At 64.8% G+C, this 26,040-nt stretch carries 17 protein-coding genes; 11 read left to right on the top strand and 6 right to left on the bottom strand.

The window, feature by feature from the left end:
* Positions 1-34: 34 nt before the first annotated feature.
* Both msrB and A0W70_RS01715 read right to left on the bottom strand, forming a co-directional pair.
* Positions 35-541 carry a peptide-methionine (R)-S-oxide reductase MsrB gene (gene msrB / locus A0W70_RS01720; RefSeq protein ID WP_342670067.1) on the bottom strand — a complete coding sequence of 169 codons (507 nt, stop codon included), beginning with the start codon at positions 539-541 and terminating at the stop codon, positions 35-37.
* Positions 542-596: 55 nt separating this feature from the next.
* Positions 597-959, bottom strand: a complete 363-nt coding sequence (locus tag A0W70_RS01715; protein ID WP_070987727.1) for a DUF488 domain-containing protein — start codon at positions 957-959, stop codon at positions 597-599.
* Between the two features lie 246 nt (positions 960-1,205).
* Here A0W70_RS01715 and A0W70_RS17290 point away from each other — a divergent pair, with 246 nt between their 5' ends.
* A complete protein-coding gene (locus A0W70_RS17290) occupies positions 1,206-1,538 on the top strand; it encodes a hypothetical protein (protein WP_425402587.1) in 333 nt (110 codons plus the stop codon).
* A 210-nt stretch (positions 1,539-1,748) separates the two neighbouring features.
* Here A0W70_RS17290 and ppnN read toward each other — a convergent pair whose 3' ends face one another.
* From ppnN to A0W70_RS01700, 3 genes are all read right to left on the bottom strand, one after another.
* Positions 1,749-3,137 (bottom strand): nucleotide 5'-monophosphate nucleosidase PpnN, encoded by a 1,389-nt coding sequence (gene ppnN / locus A0W70_RS01710; RefSeq protein ID WP_070987723.1) that lies wholly within the window; start codon positions 3,135-3,137, stop codon positions 1,749-1,751.
* Between the two features lie 283 nt (positions 3,138-3,420).
* On the bottom strand, positions 3,421-6,195 hold the full coding sequence (fdhF, locus tag A0W70_RS01705) for a formate dehydrogenase subunit alpha (RefSeq protein WP_070987721.1): 2,775 nt from the start codon (positions 6,193-6,195) through the stop codon (positions 3,421-3,423).
* Positions 6,195-7,892, bottom strand: coding sequence for an NAD(P)H-dependent oxidoreductase subunit E (locus A0W70_RS01700; RefSeq protein ID WP_070987719.1), 1,698 nt, complete (start codon positions 7,890-7,892; stop codon positions 6,195-6,197). Before A0W70_RS01700 ends, fdhF begins: the two co-directional genes overlap by 1 nt.
* A 227-nt stretch (positions 7,893-8,119) precedes the next feature.
* Between A0W70_RS01700 and A0W70_RS01695 the strand changes: the two genes are divergently transcribed.
* The 4 genes from A0W70_RS01695 to A0W70_RS01680 are packed head-to-tail and all read left to right on the top strand — an operon-like array spanning position 8,120 to position 11,433.
* Positions 8,120-8,899, top strand: coding sequence for an ABC transporter ATP-binding protein (locus tag A0W70_RS01695; protein WP_070987717.1), 780 nt, complete (start codon positions 8,120-8,122; stop codon positions 8,897-8,899).
* Complete coding sequence (locus A0W70_RS01690) at positions 8,896-9,600, top strand: ABC transporter ATP-binding protein (protein ID WP_070987715.1); 705 nt, start codon at positions 8,896-8,898, stop codon at positions 9,598-9,600. The genes A0W70_RS01695 and A0W70_RS01690 overlap by 4 nt, the downstream gene beginning before the upstream one ends.
* Positions 9,601-9,604: 4 nt before the next feature.
* Complete coding sequence (locus tag A0W70_RS01685; RefSeq protein ID WP_070987713.1) at positions 9,605-10,468, top strand: branched-chain amino acid ABC transporter permease; 864 nt, start codon at positions 9,605-9,607, stop codon at positions 10,466-10,468.
* On the top strand, positions 10,468-11,433 hold the full coding sequence (locus A0W70_RS01680) for a branched-chain amino acid ABC transporter permease (protein WP_175443036.1): 966 nt from the start codon (positions 10,468-10,470) through the stop codon (positions 11,431-11,433). Before A0W70_RS01685 ends, A0W70_RS01680 begins: the two co-directional genes overlap by 1 nt.
* Before the next feature lie 71 nt (positions 11,434-11,504).
* Here the strand turns inward: A0W70_RS01680 and A0W70_RS01675 are convergent, their stop codons facing one another.
* Entirely contained in the window at positions 11,505-12,812 is a 1,308-nt protein-coding gene (locus tag A0W70_RS01675) for a multiheme c-type cytochrome (RefSeq protein ID WP_070987711.1), read from the bottom strand.
* A gap of 301 nt (positions 12,813-13,113) precedes the next feature.
* Here A0W70_RS01675 and A0W70_RS01670 point away from each other — a divergent pair, with 301 nt between their 5' ends.
* The 6 genes from A0W70_RS01670 (at position 13,114) to A0W70_RS01645 (ending at position 25,970) form a co-directional block, all read left to right on the top strand.
* On the top strand, positions 13,114-15,537 hold the full coding sequence (locus tag A0W70_RS01670) for a cyclic nucleotide-binding domain-containing protein (RefSeq protein ID WP_070987709.1): 2,424 nt from the start codon (positions 13,114-13,116) through the stop codon (positions 15,535-15,537).
* A gap of 4 nt (positions 15,538-15,541) precedes the next feature.
* The gene (locus A0W70_RS01665; protein WP_070987708.1) at positions 15,542-16,480 is read left to right on the top strand and encodes a hypothetical protein; all 939 of its coding nucleotides are present in this window, start codon (positions 15,542-15,544) and stop codon (positions 16,478-16,480) included.
* 75 nt (positions 16,481-16,555) lie between these two features.
* On the top strand, positions 16,556-18,289 hold the full coding sequence (locus A0W70_RS01660) for an FHA domain-containing protein (protein ID WP_070987706.1): 1,734 nt from the start codon (positions 16,556-16,558) through the stop codon (positions 18,287-18,289).
* Complete coding sequence (locus tag A0W70_RS01655; RefSeq protein WP_070987704.1) at positions 18,273-20,366, top strand: GlcG/HbpS family heme-binding protein; 2,094 nt, start codon at positions 18,273-18,275, stop codon at positions 20,364-20,366. Before A0W70_RS01660 ends, A0W70_RS01655 begins: the two co-directional genes overlap by 17 nt.
* Positions 20,347-22,128, top strand: a complete 1,782-nt coding sequence (locus A0W70_RS01650) for a hypothetical protein (RefSeq protein ID WP_139150661.1) — start codon at positions 20,347-20,349, stop codon at positions 22,126-22,128. The genes A0W70_RS01655 and A0W70_RS01650 overlap by 20 nt, the downstream gene beginning before the upstream one ends.
* Before the next feature lie 32 nt (positions 22,129-22,160).
* On the top strand, positions 22,161-25,970 hold the full coding sequence (locus A0W70_RS01645; protein ID WP_083330689.1) for an LVIVD repeat-containing protein: 3,810 nt from the start codon (positions 22,161-22,163) through the stop codon (positions 25,968-25,970).
* Positions 25,971-26,040: the final 70 nt, after the last annotated feature.

Genomic DNA, 26,040 nt, shown 5'->3' with positions numbered 1-26,040 from the left:
CACCGGCGTGCCGTGATCCCCGCTCGCCCCGGCGTCACCCGGTGCGCGGCCGGAATTCCAGCGCGAGGCCGTTATTGCAGTAGCGCAGACCGGTGGGGTCCGGGCCATCTTCGAATACGTGGCCCTGATGCCCACCGCAGCGGGCGCAATGATACTCCGTGCGCTCGTAGAACAGCTTCTTGTCGACCTTCGTGCCGATATGGTCGCTGTACACGTCGTAGAAGCTCGGCCAGCCGGTGCGGCTGTCGTATTTCCATTTCGAATCGAACAGGACCAGCCCGCAACCGGCGCACAGATAGTCGCCGTCGCGTTTCTCCGCGTTCAGTTCACTGGTACCCGCACGCTCCGTGCCCTCTTCGCGCAGGATCCGATACTGTGCCGAAGTCAGGCGATCTTTCCATTCGTCCGCGGACAGTTTGATCGGCTCGACCGAATCCGGCCGCGCCGGGGCGTCCACGGCGGCCGCATAACCCTGACGGCCGAATATCAGGCCGCCGGCGAGGCCCGCAAGGCCGGCAAGAAAACCACGTCGCGCCATCATGTCTCTTTCTCCTGCATGTCGGGGGTGGACACGGTGTTGGAACACACTGCGCCGCTCAGGTTCCCGACGCCAACCGTTCCCGCAGATATTCGGCAAGCACCCGCGCATGGTTGCAGTCCGGATCGCGCGCGGCGTACAGGAGCGTCAGGTCGCCTTCCCGTGCCAGTTCCACGAGTTCCGCCACCGCTTCCGGGCGGGCATCGAGTTCGTTGCGGTAGGCCACCGCAAAGTCATCGAACCGCGCCGGATCGTGCCCGAACCACTTGCGCAGCTCCGTACTCGGCGTCACGTCCTTCGCCCACAAATCCAGCCCGGCATCCGCCTTGCGCACGCCCCGCGGCCACACCCGATCCACCAGCACCCGGGTGCCGTCCTCGGAGCTCACCGGCTCGTAAATCCTCCGGATATGTATCGTCATATCGCGTGCCCCGGGGTTATCAGGTAACTGCTAGAACCACGAATGAACACGAATGGACACGAATGCTGCCGCAGGGCACCCGAAAGTATTCTGGAGCATCGCTGCCGTTGCGTGCATAGATCAGAAGGAAATGCATAACCAAAAAATGAACTAAAAATAGACGAAAAATGGCTCCGTTTCTGAGTTGGTGTTCTTGACAGCGCTTGCTCGGATGCCGCAATCGTAGAAACTTATCCCTAGCCTCATGTGAACCGCAAGCCCTATTTTTCGTCCATTTTTAGTTCATTTTTTGGTTATGCATTTTTAAAGGCTCGAACAGCGAAGCTCCAGAAGCGTCCGGTAGCCCCGAACCCATTCGTGTTCATTCGTGTTCATTCGTGGTTCTTTTCTTTCTCAGGAAACGATCCGATAACAGGGCACATACTCGGTACCGGGGAGTTTCATGCGCCCCTGGTCGGCGAAAGAGGCGAGGAGTTCGTCGAGCGTGGACATGATCTCGGGGTCGCCGTGGATCTCGAAGTGCCCGTGTTCTTCGATCGCAATGAACTAAAAATAGACGAAAAATGGCTCCGTTTCTGAGTTGGTGTTCTTGACAGCGCTTGCCCGGATGCCGCAATCGTAGAAACTTGTCCCTAGCCTCATGTGAACCGCAAGCCCTATTTTTCGTCCATTTTTAGTTCATTTTTTGGTTATGCATTTTTAAAGGCTCGAACAGCGAAGCTCCAGAAGCGTCCGGTAGCCCCGAACCCATTCGTGTTCATTCGTGTTCATTCGTGGTTCTTTTCTTTCTCAGGAAACGATCCGATAACAGGGCACATACTCGGTACCGGGGAGTTTCATGCGCCCCTGGTCGGCGAAAGAGGCGAGGAGTTCGTCGAGCATGGACATGATCTCGGGGTCGCCGTGGATCTCGAAGTGGCCGTGCTCTTCGATCGCGCGGATGCCCTCTTCCTTGACGTTGCCCGCGACGATGCCCGAGAAGGCGCGACGCAGGTTGGCCGCGAGCTGGTGCGCGGGTTGATCGCGGTGCAGCGCCAGCCCGGCCATGTTTTCGTGGTTCGGTGTGAAGGTCTCCTGGAAATCCGGCTCGATGTGCAGGCGCCAGTTGAAGTAGAAGGCGTCCTGATGCGCCTTGCGGTACTCGCGCACCGCGACCATGCCATCGCGCATTTCCCCGGCGACCGCTTCCGGGTCGTCGATGATGATGCGGTAGCGTTGGCGAGCCTCCTCGCCCAGGGCCCGGCCGATAAATCGATCGATGCGGTGGAAGTACTCGGCGCTCTCGGGCGGTCCCGTTAGCACGAGCGGGAATGGCATATCCGCGTTGTCGGGGTGCAGCAGGATGCCAAGCAGGTAGAGGATTTCCTCGGCGGTCCCGACGCCACCAGGGAACACGATGAATCCGTGCCCCACCCGCGCGAATGCTTCCAGCCGTTTCTCGATATCGGGCATGATGACCAGATCGTTGACGATCGGATTCGGCGCCTCGGCGGCGATGATGCCCGGTTCGGTGATCCCGAGATAGCGGCCTTCGGATATCCGCTGTTTAGCGTGGGCGATGGTCGCGCCTTTCATCGGCCCCTTCATCGCGCCCGGTCCGCAGCCGGTACAGATGTTCAGCTCACGCAGGCCGAGGGCATAGCCGATCTCCTTCGTGTAATCGTATTCCTCCCGGCCGATGGAGTGCCCACCCCAGCAGACAACCAGATCAGGATAGAGTTGCGGCCGCAGCACCTGGGCATTGCGCAGGATGTGGAATACGGCGTTGGTCACGCCGCGTGGCTCCTCGAGGCTGAAGCGGTCGCTGCCCTCGATCTCGGTAGATACGTAGACGATATCGCGCAATACCGCGAACAGATGATCGCGGATACCACGGATCATTTCACCGTCGACGAAGGCCTGCGCCGGGGCGTTCGTCAGTTGCAGCTTGATCCCGCGTTCGCGCTGCAGCACTTGGATGTCGAAATTCCGCGCCCGCTCCAGCAGCAGCTTCGTATCGTCGATGTCGCTGCCGGAGTTGAGCACCGCAAACGAACAGCGCCAGAGCAGATCGTACATCCGGGTGCGACTGGCATCGCGGAGTCGGTTGACTTCTTCCTGGGAAAGCAGTTCGAGTCGCCCCTCCGGGGAGACCTGGGCATCAATGCCCGCGGGAAGGTCGGATACGGCCTGCTGCATATCGGATTGAGTCGGTAGCGTGGGGGAGGTTCAGATTATCACACGGCGCTCGGGCCGAGCTTGGGCAGCGGTACCGGCACGGCGCTGTAAGCCGTAGGTGCGACAATCCAGTGCCAGATCGCCGCACCCCTCGTAGGTTGGGTTGACGAAGGAAACCCAACGCGACCAACGATTCGCCAGTACCGAATTACACCGGACCGGCCGCACCAGCCTTGACGCGTTGGGTATCGCTGGCGCTCAACCCAACCTACGGGGATACCGACTCCGTCGTGATCGCCGGCATTCAGTACTGCGCGGCGGTTACGGCCTCGCCGAGACCGACCTGAACCGCGCAGAACTTGAACTCCGGGATCTTCCCGAATGGGTCGACCGCCTCGTTCGTCAGCAGGTTGGCCGCCGCCTCGTGATAGGCGAACGGCAGATAGACCTCGCCCCGCTGCATGCCGTCATCACCGCGGGCAAAGGCATTGACCTCGCCCCGCCGTGACCAGATCCGCAACGGATCGCCCTGGGTGACGCCCAGGTCGTACATATCCAGCGGGTGCATGCTGACCACCGGTTCGGGCTCGATGGCGTTGAGGACGCTGGCGCGGCGCGTCATCGATCCGGTGTGCCAGTGTTCCAGCTGGCGGCCGGTGATCAACACGTACGGGTACTCATCGTCCGGGGTCTCATCGGCACTGATGAGGTGCGCCGGCACGAATTTCGCCCGCCCGTTCGCGGTCGGGAACTGCTCGCGGAAGACGACGCCCTGGCCCGGATCGTCCAGCGATGCACAGGGATAGGTCACCGAGTCCTGCGCCTGCAGCCGCTCCCAGGTGATGCCGGTAATCGATGGCATCGCCTGCCGCATTTCCTCGTAGACCTCGCCGACGTCCTGGTACTGCCAGTCCAGCCCCATGCGCTGCGCGATCGCCTGGACCAGTTCCCAGTCCTGACCCACACCCTCCGGTACATCGAGGGCCTTGCGCCCGAGCTGAACGCGGCGGTCGGTATTGGTGAACGTGCCCGTTTTCTCGGGGAAACCGGAGGCCGGCAGGACCACATCCGCGTAGGCGGCCGTCTCGGTCAGGAACAGGTCCTGAACGACGAGGTGATCCAGCATCGCCAGCGATTCGCGGGCATGGTTCAGGTTGGGATCGGACATCGCGGGGTTCTCGCCCATGATGTACATCCCGTGCAGCTTGCCGGCGTGGATCGTGTTCATGATCTCCACGACCGTCAGGCCCGGGTTGGGGTCGAGATCGCTCACGCCCCAGAACTGCTCGAACTTGCGGCGCACATCCTCGTTACCGACCGGCTGGTAGTCCGGATAGACCATCGGGATCAGGCCGGCGTCCGAGGCGCCCTGGACGTTATTCTGGCCGCGCAGCGGATGCAGGCCGACACCCGGCTTGCCGACGTTGCCGGTCATCAGCGCCAGCGCGATCAGGCAGCGTGAGTTGTCGGTGCCGTGGATGTGCTGCGAGATCCCCATGCCCCAGAACATGATGGACTTCGTGGTGGCATAGATCCGGGCCACTTCGCGGATCGTGGTGGCCGGAATACCGCAGACCGGTTCCATCGCCTCGGGGCTGTATTCGGCCATGACGACGCGCTTGAGTTCGTCGAAGCCCTCGGTCCGCGCCTCGATGAAGTCCTCGTTCGTGAGCCCTTCCTCGATGATGGTGTACATCATCGCGTTCAGCAGGGCGACGTCGGTATCAGGCTTGAACTGCAGCGTATGCGTCGCATGACGCGCCAGCTCGATGCGGCGCGGGTCCATCACGATCAGGTTCTTGCCACGCTCGGCCTCGTTCTTCATGAACGTGGCTGCAACCGGATGATTCGAGGTCGGATTGGCGCCGATGACGACCATCGTCTCGGCGTCCTCGACGTCGCGCACCTGGTTGGACACGCCGCCCGAACCGACGCCTTCGATCAGCGCCGCGACCGACGAGGCGTGGCACAGGCGCGTGCAGTGATCGACGTTGTTGGTGCGGAACCCGGTGCGCACCAGCTTCTGGAACAGGTACGCCTCTTCGTTCGACCCCTTGGCAGAGCCGAAGCCGGCCAGCGCCTGCGGGCCCTGCTCATCCCGGATCCGCAGCAGTCCCTGCGCCGCGCGGTCCAGCGCCTCTTCCCAGGTCGCCTCACGGAAGATCTCTTCCGGACGGCCCGGATCGAAGTCGCTGCGCAGTTCCTTCTTGACGCCTTCCCTGCGGATCAGCGGTTTCGTCAGCCGGTTCGGGTGATTGACGTAATCGAAACCGAAGCGGCCTTTCACGCACAGGCGCTCGTGGTTGGACGGCCCGTCGCGGCCTTCGATATGCAGGATCCGGTTATCCTTGATGTTGTACTGCAATTGACAGCCAACACCGCAGTACGGGCATACGGAATCGACCTTCTTGTCTTCCTCGACCAGGCCGACACCGTTCGCGGGCATCAGCGCGCCGGTCGGGCAGGCCTGCACGCATTCGCCACAGGCGACGCAGGAAGACTCGCCCATCGGATCGCCCAGGTCGAACACGATCTCGGCCTGATCGCCGCGGAACGCGAAACCGATGACGTCGTTCACCTGTTCCTCACGGCAGGCGCGCACGCAACGGGTGCACTGGATGCAGGCGTCCAGGTTGACGGCCATCGCCGGATGGCTGAGATCGGCGCTCGGCTGGCTGCGTGATTCGAAGCGCGGCGTCCCGATCCGGAATTCCTGGACCCAGTACTCCAGTTCACTGTCCGGGGCGTAGGTTGTCTCGGGCATATCGGACTGGAGCAGTTCCAGCACCATCTTCTGAGACGCGCGCGCGCGCTCGCTCCCGCTGCGAATGACCATGCCTTCCCTGGGCAAGCGCCAGCACGAAGGCGCGAGTGCGCGCTCCCCGTCGATCTCGACCATGCAGGAGCGGCAGTTGCCGACCGGGCGCTGGCCCTCGGTATAGCACAGCCGGGGCACCTGGGTGCCCAGGCCTTCGCGGTCGGCCGCCTGGAGAATCGTCTCGCCCTCGAAGGCGGTGATCTGCTCGCCGTCCAGGGTGAATGTGACGGTTTCGACGACATCCTCGGGTTGAGCAGCCATCAGGACAGTTCCTCCGGGAAATGCTTGATTACGCAGCGCATCGGATTCGGCGCCGCCTGGCCGAGGCCGCAGATGGAGGCATCGACCATGCAGGTGGCCAGTTCATCGAGCAGGGCCGTATCCCAATGCTCGGACTCCATCAAATGGGCCGCCTTGGCCGTACCCACGCGGCAGGGCGTGCACTGCCCGCAGGACTCGTGGTGGAAGAAGCGCATCGTGTTCAGCGCGGCCTTCTTCGCGCTGTCCTGATCGGACAGCACGACGATCGCCGCGGAACCGATAAAGCAGTTGGGATCGGCCTCCTGCAGGGTATCGAAGTCGAGCGGGATGTCCGCCTTCGAGGCTGGCAGGATGCCGCCGGAGGCCCCGCCCGGGAAATACCCGTAGAGGTTATGGCCGGCCTCCATACCGCCACAGTACTCGTCGACCAGTTCCCGCAGCGTGATACCGGCCGGCGCGATGTGGACGCCCGGCTTGTTTACGCGGCCGCTGACGGAAAAGGAGCGAAAGCCGGTGCGGCCGTGGCGACCATGGCGGGAGAACCACTCGGGGCCGTTCTCCAGCACATCGCGCACCCAGTGCATCGTCTCGAGATTCTGCTCCAGCGTCGGCCGGCCGAAGATCCCGACCTGCGCGACCAGCGGCGGGCGCAGGCGCGGCATGCCGCGCTTGCCCTCGATCGATTCGATCATGCCGGACTCCTCGCCGCAGATGTAGGCGCCGGCGCCGCGACGGATGTGAATCCGTGGCAACTGGCAGGGCGGATCGTCGGTCAGTTCTTTCACCGCGCGGTGCAGGATCCGCTCCGCGGCCGCGTACTCATCGCGCAGGTACAGATAGACGTCCGGCGCGTTCACCGCCCAGGCGCCGATCAGGGTGCCCTCGATAAAGCGGTGCGGATCGCGCTCCAGGTAGTAGCGGTCCTTGAACGTGCCCGGTTCGCCCTCGTCGATATTGATCGCGACATAGCGCGGCTCGGGCTCGTTGCGCAGCGCGCGCCACTTGCGGCCGGCGGGGAACCCCGCGCCGCCAAGCCCGCGCAGCTTCGCGTTCTCCAGGGTCGTGACGATATCCTCGGGATCGCGCTCGCCATGGACGCATTCCGCCAGCAGGCGGTACCCCCCGTCCGCGCAATAGGCCTCGAAGTGCACGGTCTCATCCGGCACTTCCGGCAGCGTGGCCCGGGCATCGACCGCCGTGCGGACATTGTCGAATGTGGCGTGACCGATCTGATTGCGGCCGACCACGGCCACCGGTGCGTCGTAACAGCGGCCCACGCAGGGCACGCGCTGGACGCGGACGTTGTCGCCGAGGCCCTGTTGCAGCGAGTCGACCAGTTCGTCGCAGCCGCACATCTCGCAGGTGATCGAGTCGCAGACGCGGACCGTGATCTCGGCAGGGCGGGACTCACCCTCTTTCACCACATCGAAATGGTGGTAAAAGGTGGCGACTTCGTAGACCTCCGCCGGCGCGAGCTTCATTTCGCGGGCGAGCGCGACCAGATGATCGGCCTTGATACAGCCGTAATGGTCCTGGATCAGGTGCAGATGCTCGATCAGCAGATCCGACTGACGGGAAGCGTCACCGAGCAGCTGCTGAACCTCGACCAGGGCATCCGGGTCGACGGCGCGGCCCTTGGGCTTGCCCCGCTTGCGAATCGGCTTGGGCGCCGCGTCGACTTTCGGGCTTTCGGCCATACGTCACTCCTCCTGCTGCACCACCACCGGACCGGCAAAGCGATACATGTTATGCGCGGTACCGGTCCGGCAGAGGTCCGGATGCGACGCCGGACATTCCGGCAACGACACCCTTCCAGACAGTCAGAATAGCGCCGAAAACCGGTTGTACGAAAGCGCCCCGGCTTGAGCTTTCCTGGGTCGGTCTGTATGGTTTCGCGCTTATTTCCCCGCCCAGACGGTCCCGTATGATCGAGGTCGAGAACATCGTCAAGACGTTCGGCGGCCTGCGGGCCGTAGATGGCTGCTCATTCAGCGTGCCGCGCGGTTCGATTACCGGACTGATCGGCCCGAACGGCGCGGGGAAATCGACCCTGTTCAACATCGCGGCCGGGTTCCTGACGCCGGATTCGGGCCGAGTCCTGCTCGACGGCGAGGACATCACCGCCCTGCCCGCCCATAAGCGTTTCCACCGCGGCCTCGTGCGCACGTTCCAGATCCCGCACGAATTCGGCCGCATGACGGTGATCGAGAACCTGATGCTGGTGCCCGCCGGGCAGTCTGGCGAACGGGTGCCCAACACCCTGTTCCGGTTCGGGCAGGTACGCCGCGAAGAGCGCGAGGTCCGCGAGCGCGCGCAGGATGTGCTGGAATTCCTCCAGCTCACGCACGTCCGCGATGAGCTGGCCGCGAACCTCTCCGGGGGGCAGAAGAAACTCCTCGAACTCGGGCGCACGATGATGACCGACGCCCGGGTCGTGCTCCTGGACGAGCCCGGTGCGGGCGTGAACCGCACCCTGCTCGGCCACCTGGCGGAAGACATCCGCCGCCTCAACCGTGAGCGCGGTTACACCTTCTGCATCATCGAACACGACATGGACCTGATCGCCGAACTCTGCGACCCGGTGGTCGTAATGGCCCAGGGGAGCGTGCTCACGCAGGGCACGATGGACGAGGTCCGCCACGATGAGGCGGTGCTCGAGGCCTACCTCGGCGGCGGCGCCGCAAAGGAGGCCGAGGACGCATGAGCCTGTTGAGCGCGGAAGCACTGTACGGCGGTTACGGCGGCGGCGACATCCTCAATGGCGTGTCCATGCATGTCGACGCGGGCGAGGTCGTCGTCATCGTCGGCCCCAATGGCGCCGGCAAATCGACCGCCATGAAGGCCCTGTTCGGGCTGGTTAACGTCCGCTCCGGACGGGTCACTTTCCGCGACCAGGACATCACCCGACTCTCCCCCGACCGCATTGTCAGTCGTGGCGTGTGCTACGTGCCGCAGGAGAACAACGTCTTCCCGTCGCTGAGCGTGCTCGAGAACCTGGAGATGGGCGCCTTTATCCGCAGGGATGATTACAGCGCCCAGATCGAGCGCATATTCGAGCTGTTCCCGCCACTGAAAGAAAAACGCGGCCAGGCCGCGGGCACTCTCTCCGGCGGCCAGCGCCAGATGGTGGCGATCGGGCGCGCCCTTATGCTGGATCCGAAGGTGCTCCTCCTCGATGAGCCCACGGCCGGGCTTTCTCCGAAATTCATCGATCTGATTTTCGAGCGCATTCAGGAGATCAATGCGTCCGGGGTGAGCATCCTCATGGTCGAGCAGAACGCCCGCCATGCCCTCTCGCTGGCGGATCGGGGCTACGTGCTGGTGCTCGGGGCCAACCGCCATGAGGACACCGGGCCGAACCTGCTGGCCGACCGCGAGGTCGCCGAGATGTTCCTGGGAGGCTGACGCGATGATCGACTTCCTCCAGATCGTCATCTACGGCATCGTGCTCGGCAGCATCATCGCCCTGGGCGCGATCGGCGTATCGCTGATCTTCGGCATCCTGCGCTTCGCCCACTTCGCCCATGGCGACCTCATGACGCTGGGCGCGTATTTCGCGCTGGCGGGTGTTGCCGGCATGAGTCTGCCCATGTTCGCGGCGTTCGGCCTGGCGCTCGGCGCCACCGCGCTGGTCGCCATCGGCATTGACCGGGCCCTTTACAGCCGCCTGCAACAGGTGTCCCCGATCATTCTCCTGATCAGTTCGGTGGGCGTGGCCCTGATGCTGCGCAGCCTGATCCAGATGATCTGGGGCCCGGACAACGAGATCTATCAAAGCGGCATCTCGATGCCCTGGACCTTCGGTGGCCTGCGCATCCAGCCGACCCAGGTGATGATCGTCGGCGGCGCCGCCGGTCTCATGCTCCTGCTCCACCTGTTCCTGCAGCACACGCGGTTCGGCAAGGCCATGCGGGCGATGTCGGACAACCCGGATCTCGCGCGGCTGTCCGGCATCAACACCGACCGGATCGTGATCCTGACCTGGATCATCGCCGGCGTGTTAGCGGCGGCGGCCGGGATTTTCCTCGGCATGGACACGCGGCTGCATCCGATCATGGGCTGGAAGCTGCTGCTACCCGTGTTCGCGGCCGCCATTTTCGGCGGCATCGGCAAGCCGTACGGGGCCGTTGCCGGCGCGCTCGTGATCGGTCTGGCACAGGAGATGTCGACGCTGATTCTCCCCGCGGCCTATAAGCCCGCCGTCGCCTTCGCGCTGATGGTCATCATCCTGATCTGGCGGCCCACCGGAATCTTCGGGGGGAAGGTGCTCTGATGGAACTCTCGGGCCTGTTCAGCTATCTGGTTTTTTTCCTGTCGATGGTTTCGGTGTACGCCGTACTCGTGCTCGGCCTCAATATCCAGTGGGGCTACAACGGCCAGCTGAACATCGGCGTGGCCGCTTTTTTCGCCGTCGGCGCCTACACGACGGCGATCGCGACCGGACCGGCCAGCGAAAACTACCTCGGCGGGTTCGGTCTGCCGTTTCTCGTCGGGTTGATACTGGCGATGGTGGTCGCCGGCCTGCTGGCCCTGCTGGTCGGTCTGATCACGGTCAATCTGCGCTCGGACTATCTGGCCATCGCGACCATCGGCATCGCCGAGATCGTGCGGCTGTTCCTCAAGAACGAGGGCTGGCTGACCAACGGGGTGCGCGGCATTTCCTCGATCCCGAGCCCGTTTGATGAACTGCAGGGGATCGCCGAGGGCATGACCTATCTCGCCATCCTGCTGGCATTCGTCGGCGGTGTGTACTGGATCTGTCAGCGGCTGTTCCGCTCGCCCTGGGCCCGGGTGCTGCGCGCGATCCGGGCAAACGAGGACGCCGTGCTCGCCGCGGGCAAGAACGTGCTGCTGTTCCGGGTGGAGGCGTTCGTACTGGGATCCATGTTCATGGGGCTCGGCGGCGCCCTGTACGCGCATTTCGTCGGCTTTATCAGCCCCAGCGCATTCGATCCGATGTTCGCCACCTTCGTCGTCTGGGTCATGCTGATCGCGGGCGGCAGCGGCAACAATCGCGGTGCGTTGCTGGGCGCGCTGGTCATCTGGGCCGTCTGGACGCTGAGCTCGTCCATGATCGATATCCTCGCCGATATCGGCCTGCTCCCCGACCAGCTCGCGACCCAGGCATCGGCCCTGCGGATCTTCCTGATCGGGCTCCTGCTCGAGATCATTCTCCTGACCCGTCGAGAGGGTCTACTCCCGGAGCGCCCGCCGAAGGCGATCGACCGGGCGGACTGAGTCCCGTCACCAGGAGCCTGTCCGGGAAACCCGGACAGCCTCGTGGCGGCCGAACCGGGTTGTTCTCAGCCTTATGGCAGCGCCCGTGCGAACCCGCCCAGGGCATCGCGATAGCGCCAGGGCGAATAGTCGCGCGGATCGTCCAGACTGACATAGATCCGGTCCAGTGCATTCTCGAGCCGATCCAGCCGTGCCGATGCCAGCAGCTCTTCCGCGCGCGCCGTGGTCAGCAGCGATGCAAGCGCCATCGCGGCCTGGTCGGCTGAGGTCCGGTCACCGAATCCATCGCGGCGCCCCGCCGCGATGATACGCCCCATGACCCGCACGACGGCGTCGCCGGCGAAGCCCTGTGTTTCGATCCGATCACCCGCCACCCCGGCGATGGCGTGCAGTCGATCGGCGGCCGCCCGCACGGCGCCGGCACCCTCGCCGGTCGCCGCGTGAAGACGATCGAGGCCATCCGACCAGCGTTGCGCAAGCCCGGCATCAACTACGCTCAGCAGGTGACCCAGCATCCGCAGGGAGGCGTCCTCCAGCGGGACACTGCCCGGCTCGGGATTGGCGGCCGGCCGACTGACCCAGTCCGCGGCGCCGAAATCGTGATGGCATGCGTTGCAGTCAAAATAGTAAAGCTCCGGGAAGAGCCCTGCCCGTAACAGATCATCGCGCAGCAGACCCAGCACCCGGCGCGCGTCCATCACCTGCCCGACCGCCCAGGTACGGGCGGCCGAAGCGACGGTCTTGCGGTCGCGATAATCCGCGTCTATCCGGTAATGCGGAGGCTGCAACTGACCGAAAGTCGCGAGTTCGAACTGCAGCGGGGGATGACCGGCCGCCATGATGCGATGACGCATCGGCGTGTCGGGATGACTGTAGTGGCAGGACAGGCAGAGGTTGGCACGGGCCTCGGGGCGATCCGTGGGATACATCCCCCGCGCGAGATTGTCGGCATGAGACGCCTCGCCGCTGACGTGGGAACGGATCCAGTCCTCGGCACCGCCATGACATGCCTCGCAGCCGATGCCATCAGCGATCTGGAAACGCCGTCCCCGCCGCTCATCCGGCACATTGTCGGCGTGGCAATCGAGACAGGTATCGGCCTCGTAGGCAGCGCCGAGACCGAGATTCCGCGCGATTCGGGCCGAACGCTCGCTGCGCAGGGTCTCGTACGCCCGTGCGTGAGCATCGCGCCGGTGCCACGTCAGATATTCATTCTGCAGCACGGATGCGGCGTCGAGCGGCTCCGCGGAGCCGTGACAGGTGCTGCCCGCGCAGGTCGCGACCCCGAGATGATCCGGATCACTGTGCTGCGGCAGCTGCAGGCCCTCCGCCGCAAAGGCGCTCAGCGCTGGGCTGAAGAGCAGTACAAAGCCGGCCAACCGGGCAAATATCTTGCTCCGTGAGCGGGATTTGTTAGGCTGCGGGCATCGACAAGTGTGTTTGTGTCCGTCCATCGGCACGCGACTCCCTTGCCGTTCGATATGACGCGGCACAAAGAAACCGCGCTGGTCGGCAGGGTAGCGGCTCCTTCGCCGCATTCCCAGCCCGAAAGACAAAACAACCGGATCACTGCAGCCGCAACATGGCCCCCAACCGGGGCTCAGGGATATCCGGACTGCGTTCGTGGCACCTGCCCGCCGGACCGTATCGTCCAGGGCAGTGTGGCCTCGAGGGGGAACAATGGAACGATACCGGGTCGCCATCGTCGGCTCTGGACCGGCCGGCCTGAGCGCCGCCTGTCATGCCGCCGAGCTCGGTGTTTCGCACGTCCTGCTCGAAGGCGCTCCACACTGCGCCAACACCATCTATCGATACCAGCGCGGCAAACACGTGATGGCGGAGCCGGCGGTGCTGCCATTGCGGGCCCCGATGCCGTTCCAGCCCGGCCGACGCGAGGAGATCCTCAGCGCCTGGGACCAGGCGGTCAATGCACTCCAGGCCCACATCCGCTTCAATGCGACCGTCCAGAGCGTCACCGGCGAGCGTGGCGATTTCACCCTGACCCTGGCGGATGGCACTTCGGTCGCGGCCGAGCACGTCGTGCTGGCGATCGGGGTACAGGGCAATCTCCGCAAACTGGGCCGTCCCGGCGAAGACCTGCCCTTTGTCCAGTATCAGCTCGACGATCCCGAGGCCTACAGCGACGAGACCATCGTGGTGGTCGGTGCGGGGGATGCCGCGATCGAGAACGCACTCGCACTGGCTCGGCAGAACCGGGTCATCATCGTCAACAAGCGCGACGAATTCAACCGCGCCAAAGACGCCAACAATCAGGCGGTGCTCGATGCGATCGACGACGATCGGATCGGCCTCGAGTGCTTTTACGAAAGCACGGTCGATCGCGTCGATGCGCTCGATGACGACAGCGGATATGCCGGCCAACTCACGCTCGACACCAAAGACGGCAAGGCGGAGATCCCGGTCCATCGCCTGATCGCCCGCCTCGGGGCGATCCCGCCGCGTGCGTTTGTCGAGTCCTGCGGAGTCATCTTCCCGAGCGACGAGCAGTCGGCGGTCCCCGAGGTGACCAGCGAGTACGAATCGAACGTCTCAGGCCTATATATCGTCGGCGCGCTTGCCGGCTATCCACTGATCAAGCAGGCGATGAACCAGGGCTACGAGGTCATCGAGTACATCGAGGGCCGTGAGGTCGAGCCCGCGGACACGCCCCTGCTGCGGGAGAAATTCGCCGCGATCCCGGGCGGCGACGATGTACCGGCGACACTGGCGATGATCCAGCAACGGGTACCGATGCTCGCGCCGATCACGCAACTGCAGTTGCGCGAGTTTCTCCTGGACAGTGATATCCATGCGCCGACGGAAGGCGAAGTCATCTTCCGCTACAAGGATTACTCGAACTCGATTTACTCGATCCTCGCGGGCGAAGTCGAGATCCAGCCCGGTGATCCCGCGGATCCCAAAACGCCCCGGGCATCGATCCCGCTGGGTCAGGGGCAATTCTTCGGCGAGATGAGCCTCATTTCCGGGCGTCGGCGCTCAGCCACGGTCGTCGCCGGTCGTGACTGTATCGTGATCGAGAGTTCGCGCCGCTCCCTGCTCACGCTGATGTACTCGGTCGAAGCCGTCCGCCGGGTGGTCGAGGAATCGTTCCTGCTGCGCGCCATCCAGTCGCAGATCGCGCCGGGGTGCAGCGCCGACGACCTGTCGGAACTCGTCGGCAGCGCAACCGTGGAGAAGTTCGCCGCCGGCGACACGGTCTTCCGTGAAGGCGAGCCGGGGGACTGCCTCCAGCTCATCCGCCGTGGATCGGTCACGATCTCGCGCGAGATCGGCGGCCGCGAAATCGTTCTCGCCTACGTGCCCGCCGGTCAGTACGTGGGCGAGATGGCGCTGGTATCGGACTCCCCGCGCAGTGCGACCGTACGCGCGGCCGTCGCGACCGAGACCGTGCGGCTCGAAGGCGATGCCTTCAAACGGCTGATGGAGCAGCATCCCGACGTACGCCGTCGTGTCCAGCAGGTCTACAAGGAGCGCCTGACCGAGGATATGGACATGGCGAACCGGACCCAGGCCGGCAACATCATCTCATTCCTCGTCGAGCAGGGAATTGGCGAAGCCACGGATGTGCTGCTGATCGACGAATCGCTGTGTATCCGCTGCGACTACTGCGAGCGCGCGTGCGCATCCACCCACGGCGGCGTTTCCCGCCTCAATCGCGAGGCCGGCCCGACCTTCGCGAATGTCCATGTGCCGACCTCATGCAGACACTGCGAGCACCCGCACTGCATGAAGGAGTGTCCGCCGGACGCGATCCATCGCAACCCGAATGGCGAGGTCTACATAGACGACACCTGTATCGGCTGCGGGAACTGCGAGAAAAACTGCCCCTATGGGGTGATCCGCATGGGTACCGAGACGAAGCGTCAGCCGAGCCTCTGGACATGGCTGCTGACCGGCCTCGGACCGGAGCCCGGCAGCGAGCTGAAACCGCGGAAAAAGGAGAGCGACCGGAAGAAAGCGGTCAAGTGCGACATGTGCAAGGACCTCGACGGCGGACCCGCCTGCGTACGCGCCTGCCCGACCGGCGCGGCGATGCGGATCAGCCCCGAGGCGTTTTTCAATATGGTCAGCGAGGACGACTGAATCGATGGCGTATTCCTTCCTTACGCATAAGGAATTCCGCTGGCTGAAGTTCGCGCTGGCGCTGACCGCGGGCTCGATCGCGGTGTACGCGTGGCATGACCCGATCGGCGGTCCGGATGGCGGCACCTGGGTCGGCTACGGCCTTGGCGGCCTGGGTGCCGCGATCATCCTGCTTCTCCTCTGGTACGGCATCCGCAAACGACGCTTCGCCTCGAATGCCGGAAGCGTTCGGGGCTGGCTGTCAGCACATGTCTACCTCGGCGTGGCCCTGGTGGTCATCGCCACACTGCATACGGGATTCGAGTTCGGCTGGAATATCCATACCGTCGCTTTCGGGCTCATGATCGCCGTCGTGCTGAGCGGTCTCTACGGCGTCTATGCCTACCGGCGATACCCGTCACAGATGACGGCGAACCGTACCGGCATCGGTCCGCAGGCCATGCTCGAGGAGATCGGCTCGCTGGAGCAGCAGGCGGTGGAACTCGCCGACCGGATCGACGATTCCACCCATCAGATCGTACTGCGGTCGCTGCGCAACACGAGCGTCGGGGGCGGCGTCGTGGCTCAGCTTCGTGGCGGCCGTCCGAAGAAGGCCGAACGCGAGGACCAGAAAGCGGAAGCGTTCCTCGAGGAGAAAAACCGCACGCTCGTGGCGAATCTGGACGAGATCAAGCAGCGCGAGGCCGACCGCATCATGCGGGCGGAGTCGACCATGCGTTTTGTCGCCGGGCAGCTGGCCGAGGCGCAACCGGGCCAGCAGGTCGCCCGGATACGGGAACTCATGGACGTGCTGGGCCGCCGCCGACAGATCGTGCGGCGACTGAATCAGGATATCCAGCACCGGGCGCTGCTCCAGATCTGGCTCTACTTCCATGTCCCGCTCTCCATCGCCCTGCTGGCGGCGCTGAGCGCCCATATCGTCGCCGTGTTCACGTACTGGTAAGGGGCGGACGATGAAACGGATCAGGCGATCACGGCGTTGCATCCCGGCGCCCCACCACTGCGGAGGGGTCGCCCGATGCGCTGTCTGATCCGGCGGATCACCCGCAAGTCCGGCGCCGGTGTCGGGCACACCGATCACGAACTCGATGCCGACACGCTATCCATTGGCCGGGCGACCGATCAGGACCTGTTCCTCTCCGATCTGCATGTCGCCCTGCGCCACGCGGTCCTGCGGCCGGCATCCGACGACACGTTCGCACTGCAGGCGCGGACACCGAGCGGCGTCCAGATCAACGGGCGCACCGTCCAGGCGGGGGTGGTCAAGGTCGGCGACCGGATCGCGATCGGGCTCTCGACGATCCGCCTGGTTGCACCGCCGCGCGGGTACACGCTCGCACTCGAGGTCGAAGAGGTACGCGCCGAACGTGGCAATCCGCCGGGTGCCGGGCCCACCTCCCTGAAGGCCGCCGGACTCGGTAAGCGCCGCTGGGCATGGGCACTGTTTCTCGTCGTTGCCGGTCTCGGTCTGGGCGTCCCCTTCGCCCAGATCCAGCAGTCGCCCGCGCCGGATATCGACATGGAGCGGTTCCGGGGAGCGGCCGACGCCGGCATGCCCTGGCGGCTGGCCGGGGGCGATCACCTCTGGGACAGCGGGCCGATGAGCCGGGCCCACCGGTTTTTCGCCCAGGAGTGTCGCGCCTGCCACCGCAAACCGTTCCAACGGGTGACGAATGACGCCTGCATCGCCTGCCATGCCGACCAGCCGCACCATGGCGAAGATGCCGATCTGCTGCGTGTATCCGGTCTGGCGGGGCAGCGCTGCGCCAGCTGCCACCTCGAACACAACGGGACCGAGGGCCTGGTCGCGAAGGAATCCGCCCTTTGTACCGACTGTCACAAAAAGCCCGGCACGAGGCTGCCTGGCTCGGATATCCAGGCCGTATCGGGCTTTGGCGCCGCGACCCATCCGGAATTCCGCGTCCGCATCGTATCCCCCGCCCAGGGCGGCAAAGATGCATTCGATTGGCGCCGGATCCGGATGGACCAGCACCTGCGCGAAGACAATGGTCTGGCTTTTCCGCATGACGTCCATCTGGGCAGCGATGGCATCGAGAGCCCCGGGGGCAAACGGATCCTCGAGTGCGCCAGTTGCCACCGCCCGGACGCCGGCGGTGCGGCCATGCAGCCGATCCGCTTCGAAAGCGACTGCCAGGACTGCCACCGACTCAATTTCGAGCCCACGGAGCCCGGGCGCGAGTTGCCGCACGCGGCACCGGACCGGATCCTGCCCATACTGCAGGACTATTACGCACGGATCGCACTCGCCGGCGGCTATGCCGATTCCGGGGGCGGAACGCCCGCCGTCGTGCAACGCAGCCGCCCCGGCTCCGCGGAACTCGACCGGGAGGAGCGCCGGGCAGCCCTGGAATGGGCCGATCGGAAAGCCGTCGAAGTTGCCGAGGAGGTCATCGAATATCGGACCTGCAAGACCTGCCACGAGGTCGAACGGGAAACGCCTCCGGGCGAGGCGCCGCGATGGTCGATCCCGCCGGTCGCACTGACCGCCGAGTGGTATCCCAAAGCCCGGTTCAGCCATTCCCCGCACACGGCCATGAGCTGCACCCGGTGCCACGCCGCCGAAGACTCCTCGGCGAGCGCCGATGTACTGATGCCGACCGCGGACACCTGCCGCGAATGTCACGGGGACGAACATTCCGAGGCCCGGGTGGCATCGCGGTGCGTCGACTGCCACGGCTTCCACGACAGCGACGAATTCACGATGGGGGCGCGGGATGTCGCGGCCGAGTAAGCGGGTCATCGTCGGACTGTTCGCGGCGACCGCGTTTGCACTCTTGCTGACGGGCTGTGGCGGAGGATCACGGTCGGGCGAAGCCGGAACGGGCTCGGCGTCCTCGGGCGGCTGCAGCGGCTCGTGTCAGGACACCGCCACGCGCCTCGAAGCCAGCCAGGCGCGCGACATCGTGGCCCAGGCCGTAACCGAGGCCCAGGCCCGCAACGCGCCGGCAACCATCGCCGTGGTCGATCGCGTCGGTAACGTGCTCGCCCTGTTCGGCATGAACGGCGCGGACGACTTCGTCACGATCACGTCGCGCGATGGCGTCGATGGTGGCCTCGAGGACATCGAGTTCATCCCGGGTACGCTCGCGGCCATCGCCAAGGCGAAGACGGCCGCGTACCTGTCCTCCGAGGGCAATGCGTTCACTACCCGAACCGCGAGCCAGATCGTTCAGGCGCATTTCAATCCGGGTGAATTCAAGACGGCCGGGGGCCCTCTGTTCGGCGTGCAGTTCAGCCAGCTGCCCTGTTCCGACCTCGCTACGCGCTTCGAATCCGGCAGTGGCAGCGATGCGGTCGGCCCGCGCCGCTCCCCGCTCGGCCTGTCGGCGGACCCCGGTGGCGTACCGCTGTACCACAACGGCACGGTGGTCGGTGGCATCGGCGTCATCGCCGACGGGATCTACGGTCTGGCCCCGAAATCCCTGGGCGGCGGCGACCCCGCCAATGCCGCGATTACCGACGAGGCCATCGCCGTAGCGGGCGCCTTCGGGTTCTCGGCACCGCCGGATCGGCGTGGCGATCGAATCACGGTCGAAGGCAAAACACTGCGGTTCACGGAGATCGGGCCTTCCGGCCTGGCCACCGACCCGCGTAATGCCCCCGCGTTCGCCACGCTTGATGGCGGCGTCGCCGGCCAGCTGGTCGACGACGGTCCCGCCCAGGCGTACTACCGCGCCGCCGCGGGCGTGGTCACCGGCAGTGCCTTCTCCAAAGCGGATTCGGGCATCCGGTCCAGTACCCGTCCGGCATTCGCCGGTCAGGACGCGTTCGTACTGGTCGATAACGCGGACACTCCGCGTTTTCCGCCACGCGCCGGCACGGATGGCGCCAGCCTCCCGGTGGCCGAGTTGGCCGCGAATGAGGTCGAGACGATCCTCTCGGAGGCGCTCGCGGTGGCCAATCGCGCACGCGCCCAGATCCGGCGGCCACTCGGCAGCCGTGCGCGCGTCACGATCTCCGTGGTCGATACCCGCGGCGAGGTCCTCGGGATCGTGCGGGGCCGCGACGCCCCGGTGTTCGGCATCGACGTCTCGCTCCAGAAGGCGCGGACGGCGGCGTTCTTTTCCAGCGCGGATGCGGCTTCCGGTCTCAACGGCGTACCCGACGCGGAATACCTCGATGCAAAACTCGACGCGGGCACGGCTCTGCCGACGGTCAAACGCGCCGAACGCATCGGTCAATACGTGGACGCGGCCCAGGATTTCCTCGGCCTGCCCACCGCGCTCGAGGACGGCGCGGTCGCATTCGCCGACCGCTCCGGAGGCAACCTGTCACGGCCGTTCTATCCCGATGGCATCGACGGCAATCCGCCCGGTCCGTTCAGCAAACCCGGCGGTCACGATGCCCCCACGGAGTGGAGCCCGTTCTCGGTCGGTCTGCAGCTGGATCTCTCCTATAACGCCATCATCCAGCACGTCGCGTTCGCCGCCGGCCTGATCGGTGCCGACACGCCGCGGAACTGTACCGGCGTCGGCGGCCTGAGTGCCGGTTTCGCGGTCGGGTCTCCGATCGACACGGTGCGCAGCGGCATCCAGATCTTCCCGGGCAGCGTCCCGATCTATCGGGGCGATGAGCTCGTCGGCGGCATCGGCGTCTCGGGCGATGGCATCGAGCAGGATGACCTGATTTCGTTCCTCGGACTGCACAACGCCAGCGAGAGACTCGATACCGGCATCGGCAATGCACCACCGCGGATGCGCGCCGACCGGATTGCGCCGGCCGGTTTCGACGAACGCCTGCGCTATGTCCAGTGTCCGCAGAAACCCTTTCTCGACAGCGATGACCAACGTGTCTGTTCCGGTAAATAGCGCCAGGTGGCTACCGGCCACGCTGCTCGCGGCCGTGCTGACGGCCGGACCCGGGCTCGTCCATGCGGACGACGAGCTCCAGCGCCGCCCCGGCCGCGACCGCCCGGAGCCCGAGATGCCGAAACAGCCGGATCCCAACCGGGCGAGCGGCATCGAACGCATCGAACCGATCCGGCCACCGGATGATGCGGTGGGCCGGTCCGTGCCGGTCCCGGATCGCTGGCGTATCGTCGATACGCTGGGCATCGTCGAGCAGAACTGGTGGGATCCCTATAGCCAGAACGTGTACAAGGCGGACAAACCGCTGCACGACGACTGGTTCCTCGACGTCTCCCTGACCTCCGACACCATCTACGAGCCGCGGCGGTTCCCGGTGCCCGTATCGCCACAGGCCACCACCCGCTCAGGCGAACTCGATCTCATCGGCGACGGCCGCCAGCAGGTATTCGCCGAGACGCTCATCGCCGGCCTTGTGTACTACAAGGGCGACACCGTGTTCCGGCCGCCGGATTACGAGTACCGCCTCACGCTCGCAGGCCAGTACAACCGAGTCGAGACGGAGCAGGCCCGACTGCTGCGCGCCGATCCCGGCGAGGGCACCGACCGCACGGACCATCACCTCGGGGTGCAGGAGGCGTTCGTCGACATCCACCTGCGCGATGTCTCGCCCCGCTATGACTTCGACTCGGTCCGCTTCGGCATCCAGCCGTTCAACGCCGACTTCCGCGGTTTCCTGTTTCAGGACGAACAGTTCGGGGCCCGCCTGTTCGGCACGCGCGACAACAATATCTTCCAGTACAACCTCGCGTGGTTCCGCCGAATCGAGAAGGACACCAACAGCGGCCTCAATGACATCGAAGAAGGCCTGCGCGCCGACGACGTGTTCGCGGCCAATCTCTACTGGCAGGATTTCCCGGTGCTCGGTTTCTTCACCCAGGCCACGGTCGTGCACAACCGAAACCGGGAAGGCGATGAAGGCCCGCACTACAACACCAACGACTTCATCGAACGCCCGGCGTCGATCGGGCTCGAGAAGCCGCGCAACTATGACGTGACGTATCTCGGCCTCTCCGGCGACGGGCACTTTGGCCGGCTCAATTTCACCGGCTCCATGTACTACGCCTTTGGCGAGCAGGACCGCGGCGTATTCCTGGACCAGCCGACCGATATCCGCGCGGGCTTCGCCGCCGGGGAATTCTCGATGGATTTCGACTGGATGCGCGTGCGCCTCTCGGGCCTGTACGCGAGCGGCGACGACGACCCGTTCGACGATGTCTCGACGGGCTTCGACTCGATCTTCGAGAACCCGCTGTTCGCGGGCGCGGATACGAGTTTCTGGATCCGTCAGCCGGTACCGCTGATCGGTGGCGGCCGGGTCACGCTCTCGGGCCGGAACGGGATCCTCAACTCCCTGCGCAGCTCAAAGGAAGAAGGCCAGTCCAATTTCGATAATCCGGGCACGATGCTGGTCGGCGTGGGCACGGACCATGATCTGACGCCGCAATGGCGCGTATCGACCAACATCAACCAGCTATGGTTCGACGAGACCGCCACGCTCGAGGTCGCCCGACAACAGGCCGACATCGATCCGGAGATCGGCACTGACATCTCGATCGCCTCGATCTATCGCCCATTGTTCAGTCAGAACATCATTTTCCGGGCCTCGGCAGCGACGCTGGTTCCGGGTGACGGCTACAGCCAGTTGTTCGATGACGATAAAGACCCGTATTCGGTCCTGTTCAATCTGATCCTCACGTACTGATGGACGGTCAAGCGGGTGTGGAAGAACCACGAATGAACAAGACGAACATACCGGCAGACATCGCGCGCGCAAATCCTGCGTGCTGCATACAGACGCAAACGCCGGCCGCGGCGCACGCGCCGTTTCTTTCCGTCTTTCTCGCTCTGTTTCTCGCTCTGGTTCAGCTGCCATCCTCCGTGCTGGCGGCGGAGGACGCCGCGCCCCGTGAGATCGAGTACGACACCCAGCCGGCAGCCCCGGCCCGGCAGACCGAGGCCGCAATGGAGCGCAAGAGTGCCGGCTGCGTGTCATGCCATACCGAAATGGATGAGAAGACCATGCACGCCAACCCGGGGGTGAGCCTCGGCTGTGTCGACTGTCATGGTGGCGACGCGACGACGGTGCGTCCGGACACTACCGACCGCGGCTCCACGCAGTTCGACGAGGCGATGCTTGCGGCCCACGTTCAGCCGCGCTATCCCGAGGCTTGGAATGGCGCGGACAGCGCAACCCCGGAGCGCACCTACACCCTGCTCAACCGGGAAGCGCCGGAATATATCCGTTTCATCAACCCGGGCGATTACCGCGTCGCGGAGGCCTCCTGCGGCGCCTGCCATGGTTCGATCGTGCAGGCCGCGAAGCGCAGCCTCATGGCGACCAACGCGATGTTCTGGGGGGGTGCCGCCTATAACAACGGCATCCTGCCGTACAAACGTTATCTACTCGGAGAGGCCTACACCCGCGACGGCGATCCGGCCCGGATTCACAATCCGGTGGAGCCGACACCGACGATGGAACGCGCCGGGATCATCGACCGGCTGTACCCGATGCCGACCTGGGAGACCGTCCCCCCGGCGGATGTGTTCCGGGTTTTCGAGCGCGGCGGCCGCAACAAGGAAAACCTCTTCCCCGAGACCGGTCTGCCCAATCCGATCTTCAGTATCCAGTTGCTGGAAGAACCGGGGCGTCCGGATATCCGTCAGTCGAACCGCGGCCCCGGAACGGGCGCCCGTATCGCCGTACCGGTCCTCAATCTGCACAAGACACGCCTGAATGGCCCCAATACCTGGTTCATGGGCACGAACGACCAGCCGGGCGACTTTCGGTCCTCCGGCTGTACTTCGTGCCATGTGGTCTATGCCAACGACCGCAGCGAGAAAGCGGCCGGCCCATACGCGCAATACGGCCACTGGGGGGAAAGCATCACCGCGGATCCGATGATCCCGAATGATGAGCGCGGCCACCCGCTGAAACACGAGTTCACCAACGCGATCCCCACCAGCCAGTGCATGATCTGCCACATGCACCAGCCGAATTCGTTCGTGAACTCTTTCCTCGGATACACGATGTGGGATTACGAGTCGGATGCACCCCGCATGTGGCCCGAGGAACAGAAATACCCATCTCATGAAGAAGAGCGCCGCATCAACGAGCGCAACCCGGAAGGGGCCGCACCGCGCGGCAAATGGGGCGACGTCGACTTCCTCGCCCGGGTCGCGGACCTCAATCCCGAGATGGAACACACGCAGTTCGCCGATTACCACGGCCACGGCTGGAATTTCCGGGCGGTATTCAAGAAAGACCGCAAGGGCCGCCTGCTCGATGATGATGGCGATATCGTGTCGCACGACGATCCGGACAAGTTCGACAAGGCCGTGCACATGGCCTCGATCCACGCCGACAAGGGCATGCACTGCGTCGACTGCCATTTTGGCCAGGACACGCACGGCAGTGGCCACATCTACGGCGAGGTCGCCCAGGCGATCGAGATCGAGTGCTCGGACTGCCATGGGACCGCCGACCGTTATCCGCCGCTCGTAACCAGCGGGCCAGCGGCGAAGCCGGGTGGTCGCGACCTGTCCGCGATGCGGGTACCGGATGGCCGCAAGCGGTTCGAGTGGCGCAACGGTGATCTCTACCAGCGCTCGCAGCTCAATCCGGATCTCGAATGGAAGATGAGCCTGGTAAAGGACACCGTCACCGAGGGCAGTGACGCGTTCAATCCGAAGGCCGCGCGGGCCAAACTGATGTCCGACAACGAGCACTCCCAGGACTGGGGGGAACGAATCGCACCGGAGAATCGCGCCCACCAGGAATCGGAGATGATGTGCACCACCTGCCACACCTCCTGGACCACGAGCTGTGCCGGGTGTCATCTGCCCATCGAGGCCAACTGGAAAACGGAGCGCAAGCATTACGAAGGGGGCGAGGCGCGCAATTACGCGACCTATAATCCCCAGGTCGTGCGCGACCAGATCTTCCAGCTCGGGCTGCACGGTCCCGCCAAGGGCAACCGGATCGCACCGGTCCGCTCTTCTTCGGCGCTCGTACTGTCATCGCGTGACGCGAATCGCCAGCTGATCTACACGCAGCAGCCGCCGGTCGCTTCCTCGGGCTATTCATCGCAGGCGTTCGCACCGCATTTCGCCCATACGGTGCGCAAGAACGAGACGAAGACCTGCGATGACTGCCATCTGTCCGAAGAAGGAGACAACAACGCGATCATGTCGCAGTTGCTGCTCCAGGGTACGGATTTCGTCGATTTCGTCGGCTACAACGCCTGGGTCGGCCAAAAGGATGGCATCGCCGCGGTCCGCGTCACCGAATGGGAAGAACCGCAGGCCGTGATCGGGAGCTACCTGCACGAACACGCTTTCCCCGACTGGTTCAACCGCCATGTCGAAAACGAGCGCGAGCTCGATCAGGCCTATGACCACACGGCCGATGGCACGGTCGGTTGCCTGCAGTTGCGTGGGGAGTACGTCTACGTCGCGGAAGGCTCAGGGGGCATGCGCGTTTATGACGCACAGGCGATCGGCAACAAGGGTTTCTCCCAGCGCCTGATCACGCAACCGTTCTCGCCGCTGGGTCACGACACCCACATCGACAGCACCGATGCCTCCTGCATCGCGCTGCCGACCACGCAACCGATCCACCCCGACCGCAACAGCGGCGAGCTGATGCGCGAGACCAACATGGAGCAGCCGTTCCATCCGATCTACGACTATGCGGCGATCACCGACCGCCGAGAGGGACTGATCCTCACGGACGTGAACACCCTTGCCGACGGCGAACCACGCAACAACTTCCTCGAGCGCGCGGTGACATTCAACCCGAATGGTGCACTCGACGGCGCACGCCATATCGTTTTCGGCGGCCATTTCGCCTATATCACGACACCCGACTCGCTCATGGTCGTCGATCTCGACAACCCGCTCGAACCGAGGATCGCGCGCCGGATCCCGCTCGATGACCCGCGTGCCAGCGTCGTCCAGTTCCGTTATCTGTTCGTGACCACCGCCAACGGCCTCGAAGTGATCGATATCACGCACCCGCGTGACGCGCGCCGGGTCCAGGGCGCCCGCGTCGAACTCACGGATCCGCGGAACTTCGTAGTGGCGCGGACGTACGCGTATGTGGCCGATGGCGCCGGAGGGCTCGCGATCGTCGACGTAACCAGGCCGAAACAGCCGAAAATGTACCGGCGATTCACGGCCGGGGGACGCATCGGCGACGCCCGCGATGTCGTGGTCGGCGCGAGTTACGCGTCGGTCTTCGCGTACATCGCCGACGGACGCAACGGCCTCCAGGTCGTGCAGCTGACCTCCCCCCGTCGCACGCCGGGTTTTTACGGCTACAGCCCAGAGCCCGAGCCAAAGTGGGTCGCCGGCTACCCGACGGAACGCCCGGCCACCGCCCTCTCACGCCCACTCGAACGGGATCGCGCCGTCGACGAGACCGGTCACCAGATCGCCGTGTTCGGGCGCATCGGCTCTCGGCCGTTCGACCAGCAGGAAATGCGGGAACTCTATCTCGATGACGCGGGCGAGCCCTGGTTCGTCAGCGACGAGCCGGAGTACTGAGTCGAGGGCGACCGGAACCCGGCCGCACTTCATACCAAACCCCGAAACAATCCGTGAACGTCGGGCATGA

Origin of the sequence: Halofilum ochraceum (assembly GCF_001614315.2) — a bacterium.
Lineage (GTDB): Bacteria > Pseudomonadota > Gammaproteobacteria > XJ16 > Halofilaceae > Halofilum > Halofilum ochraceum.
This window is presented reverse-complemented; position numbering and strand designations above follow the sequence as displayed.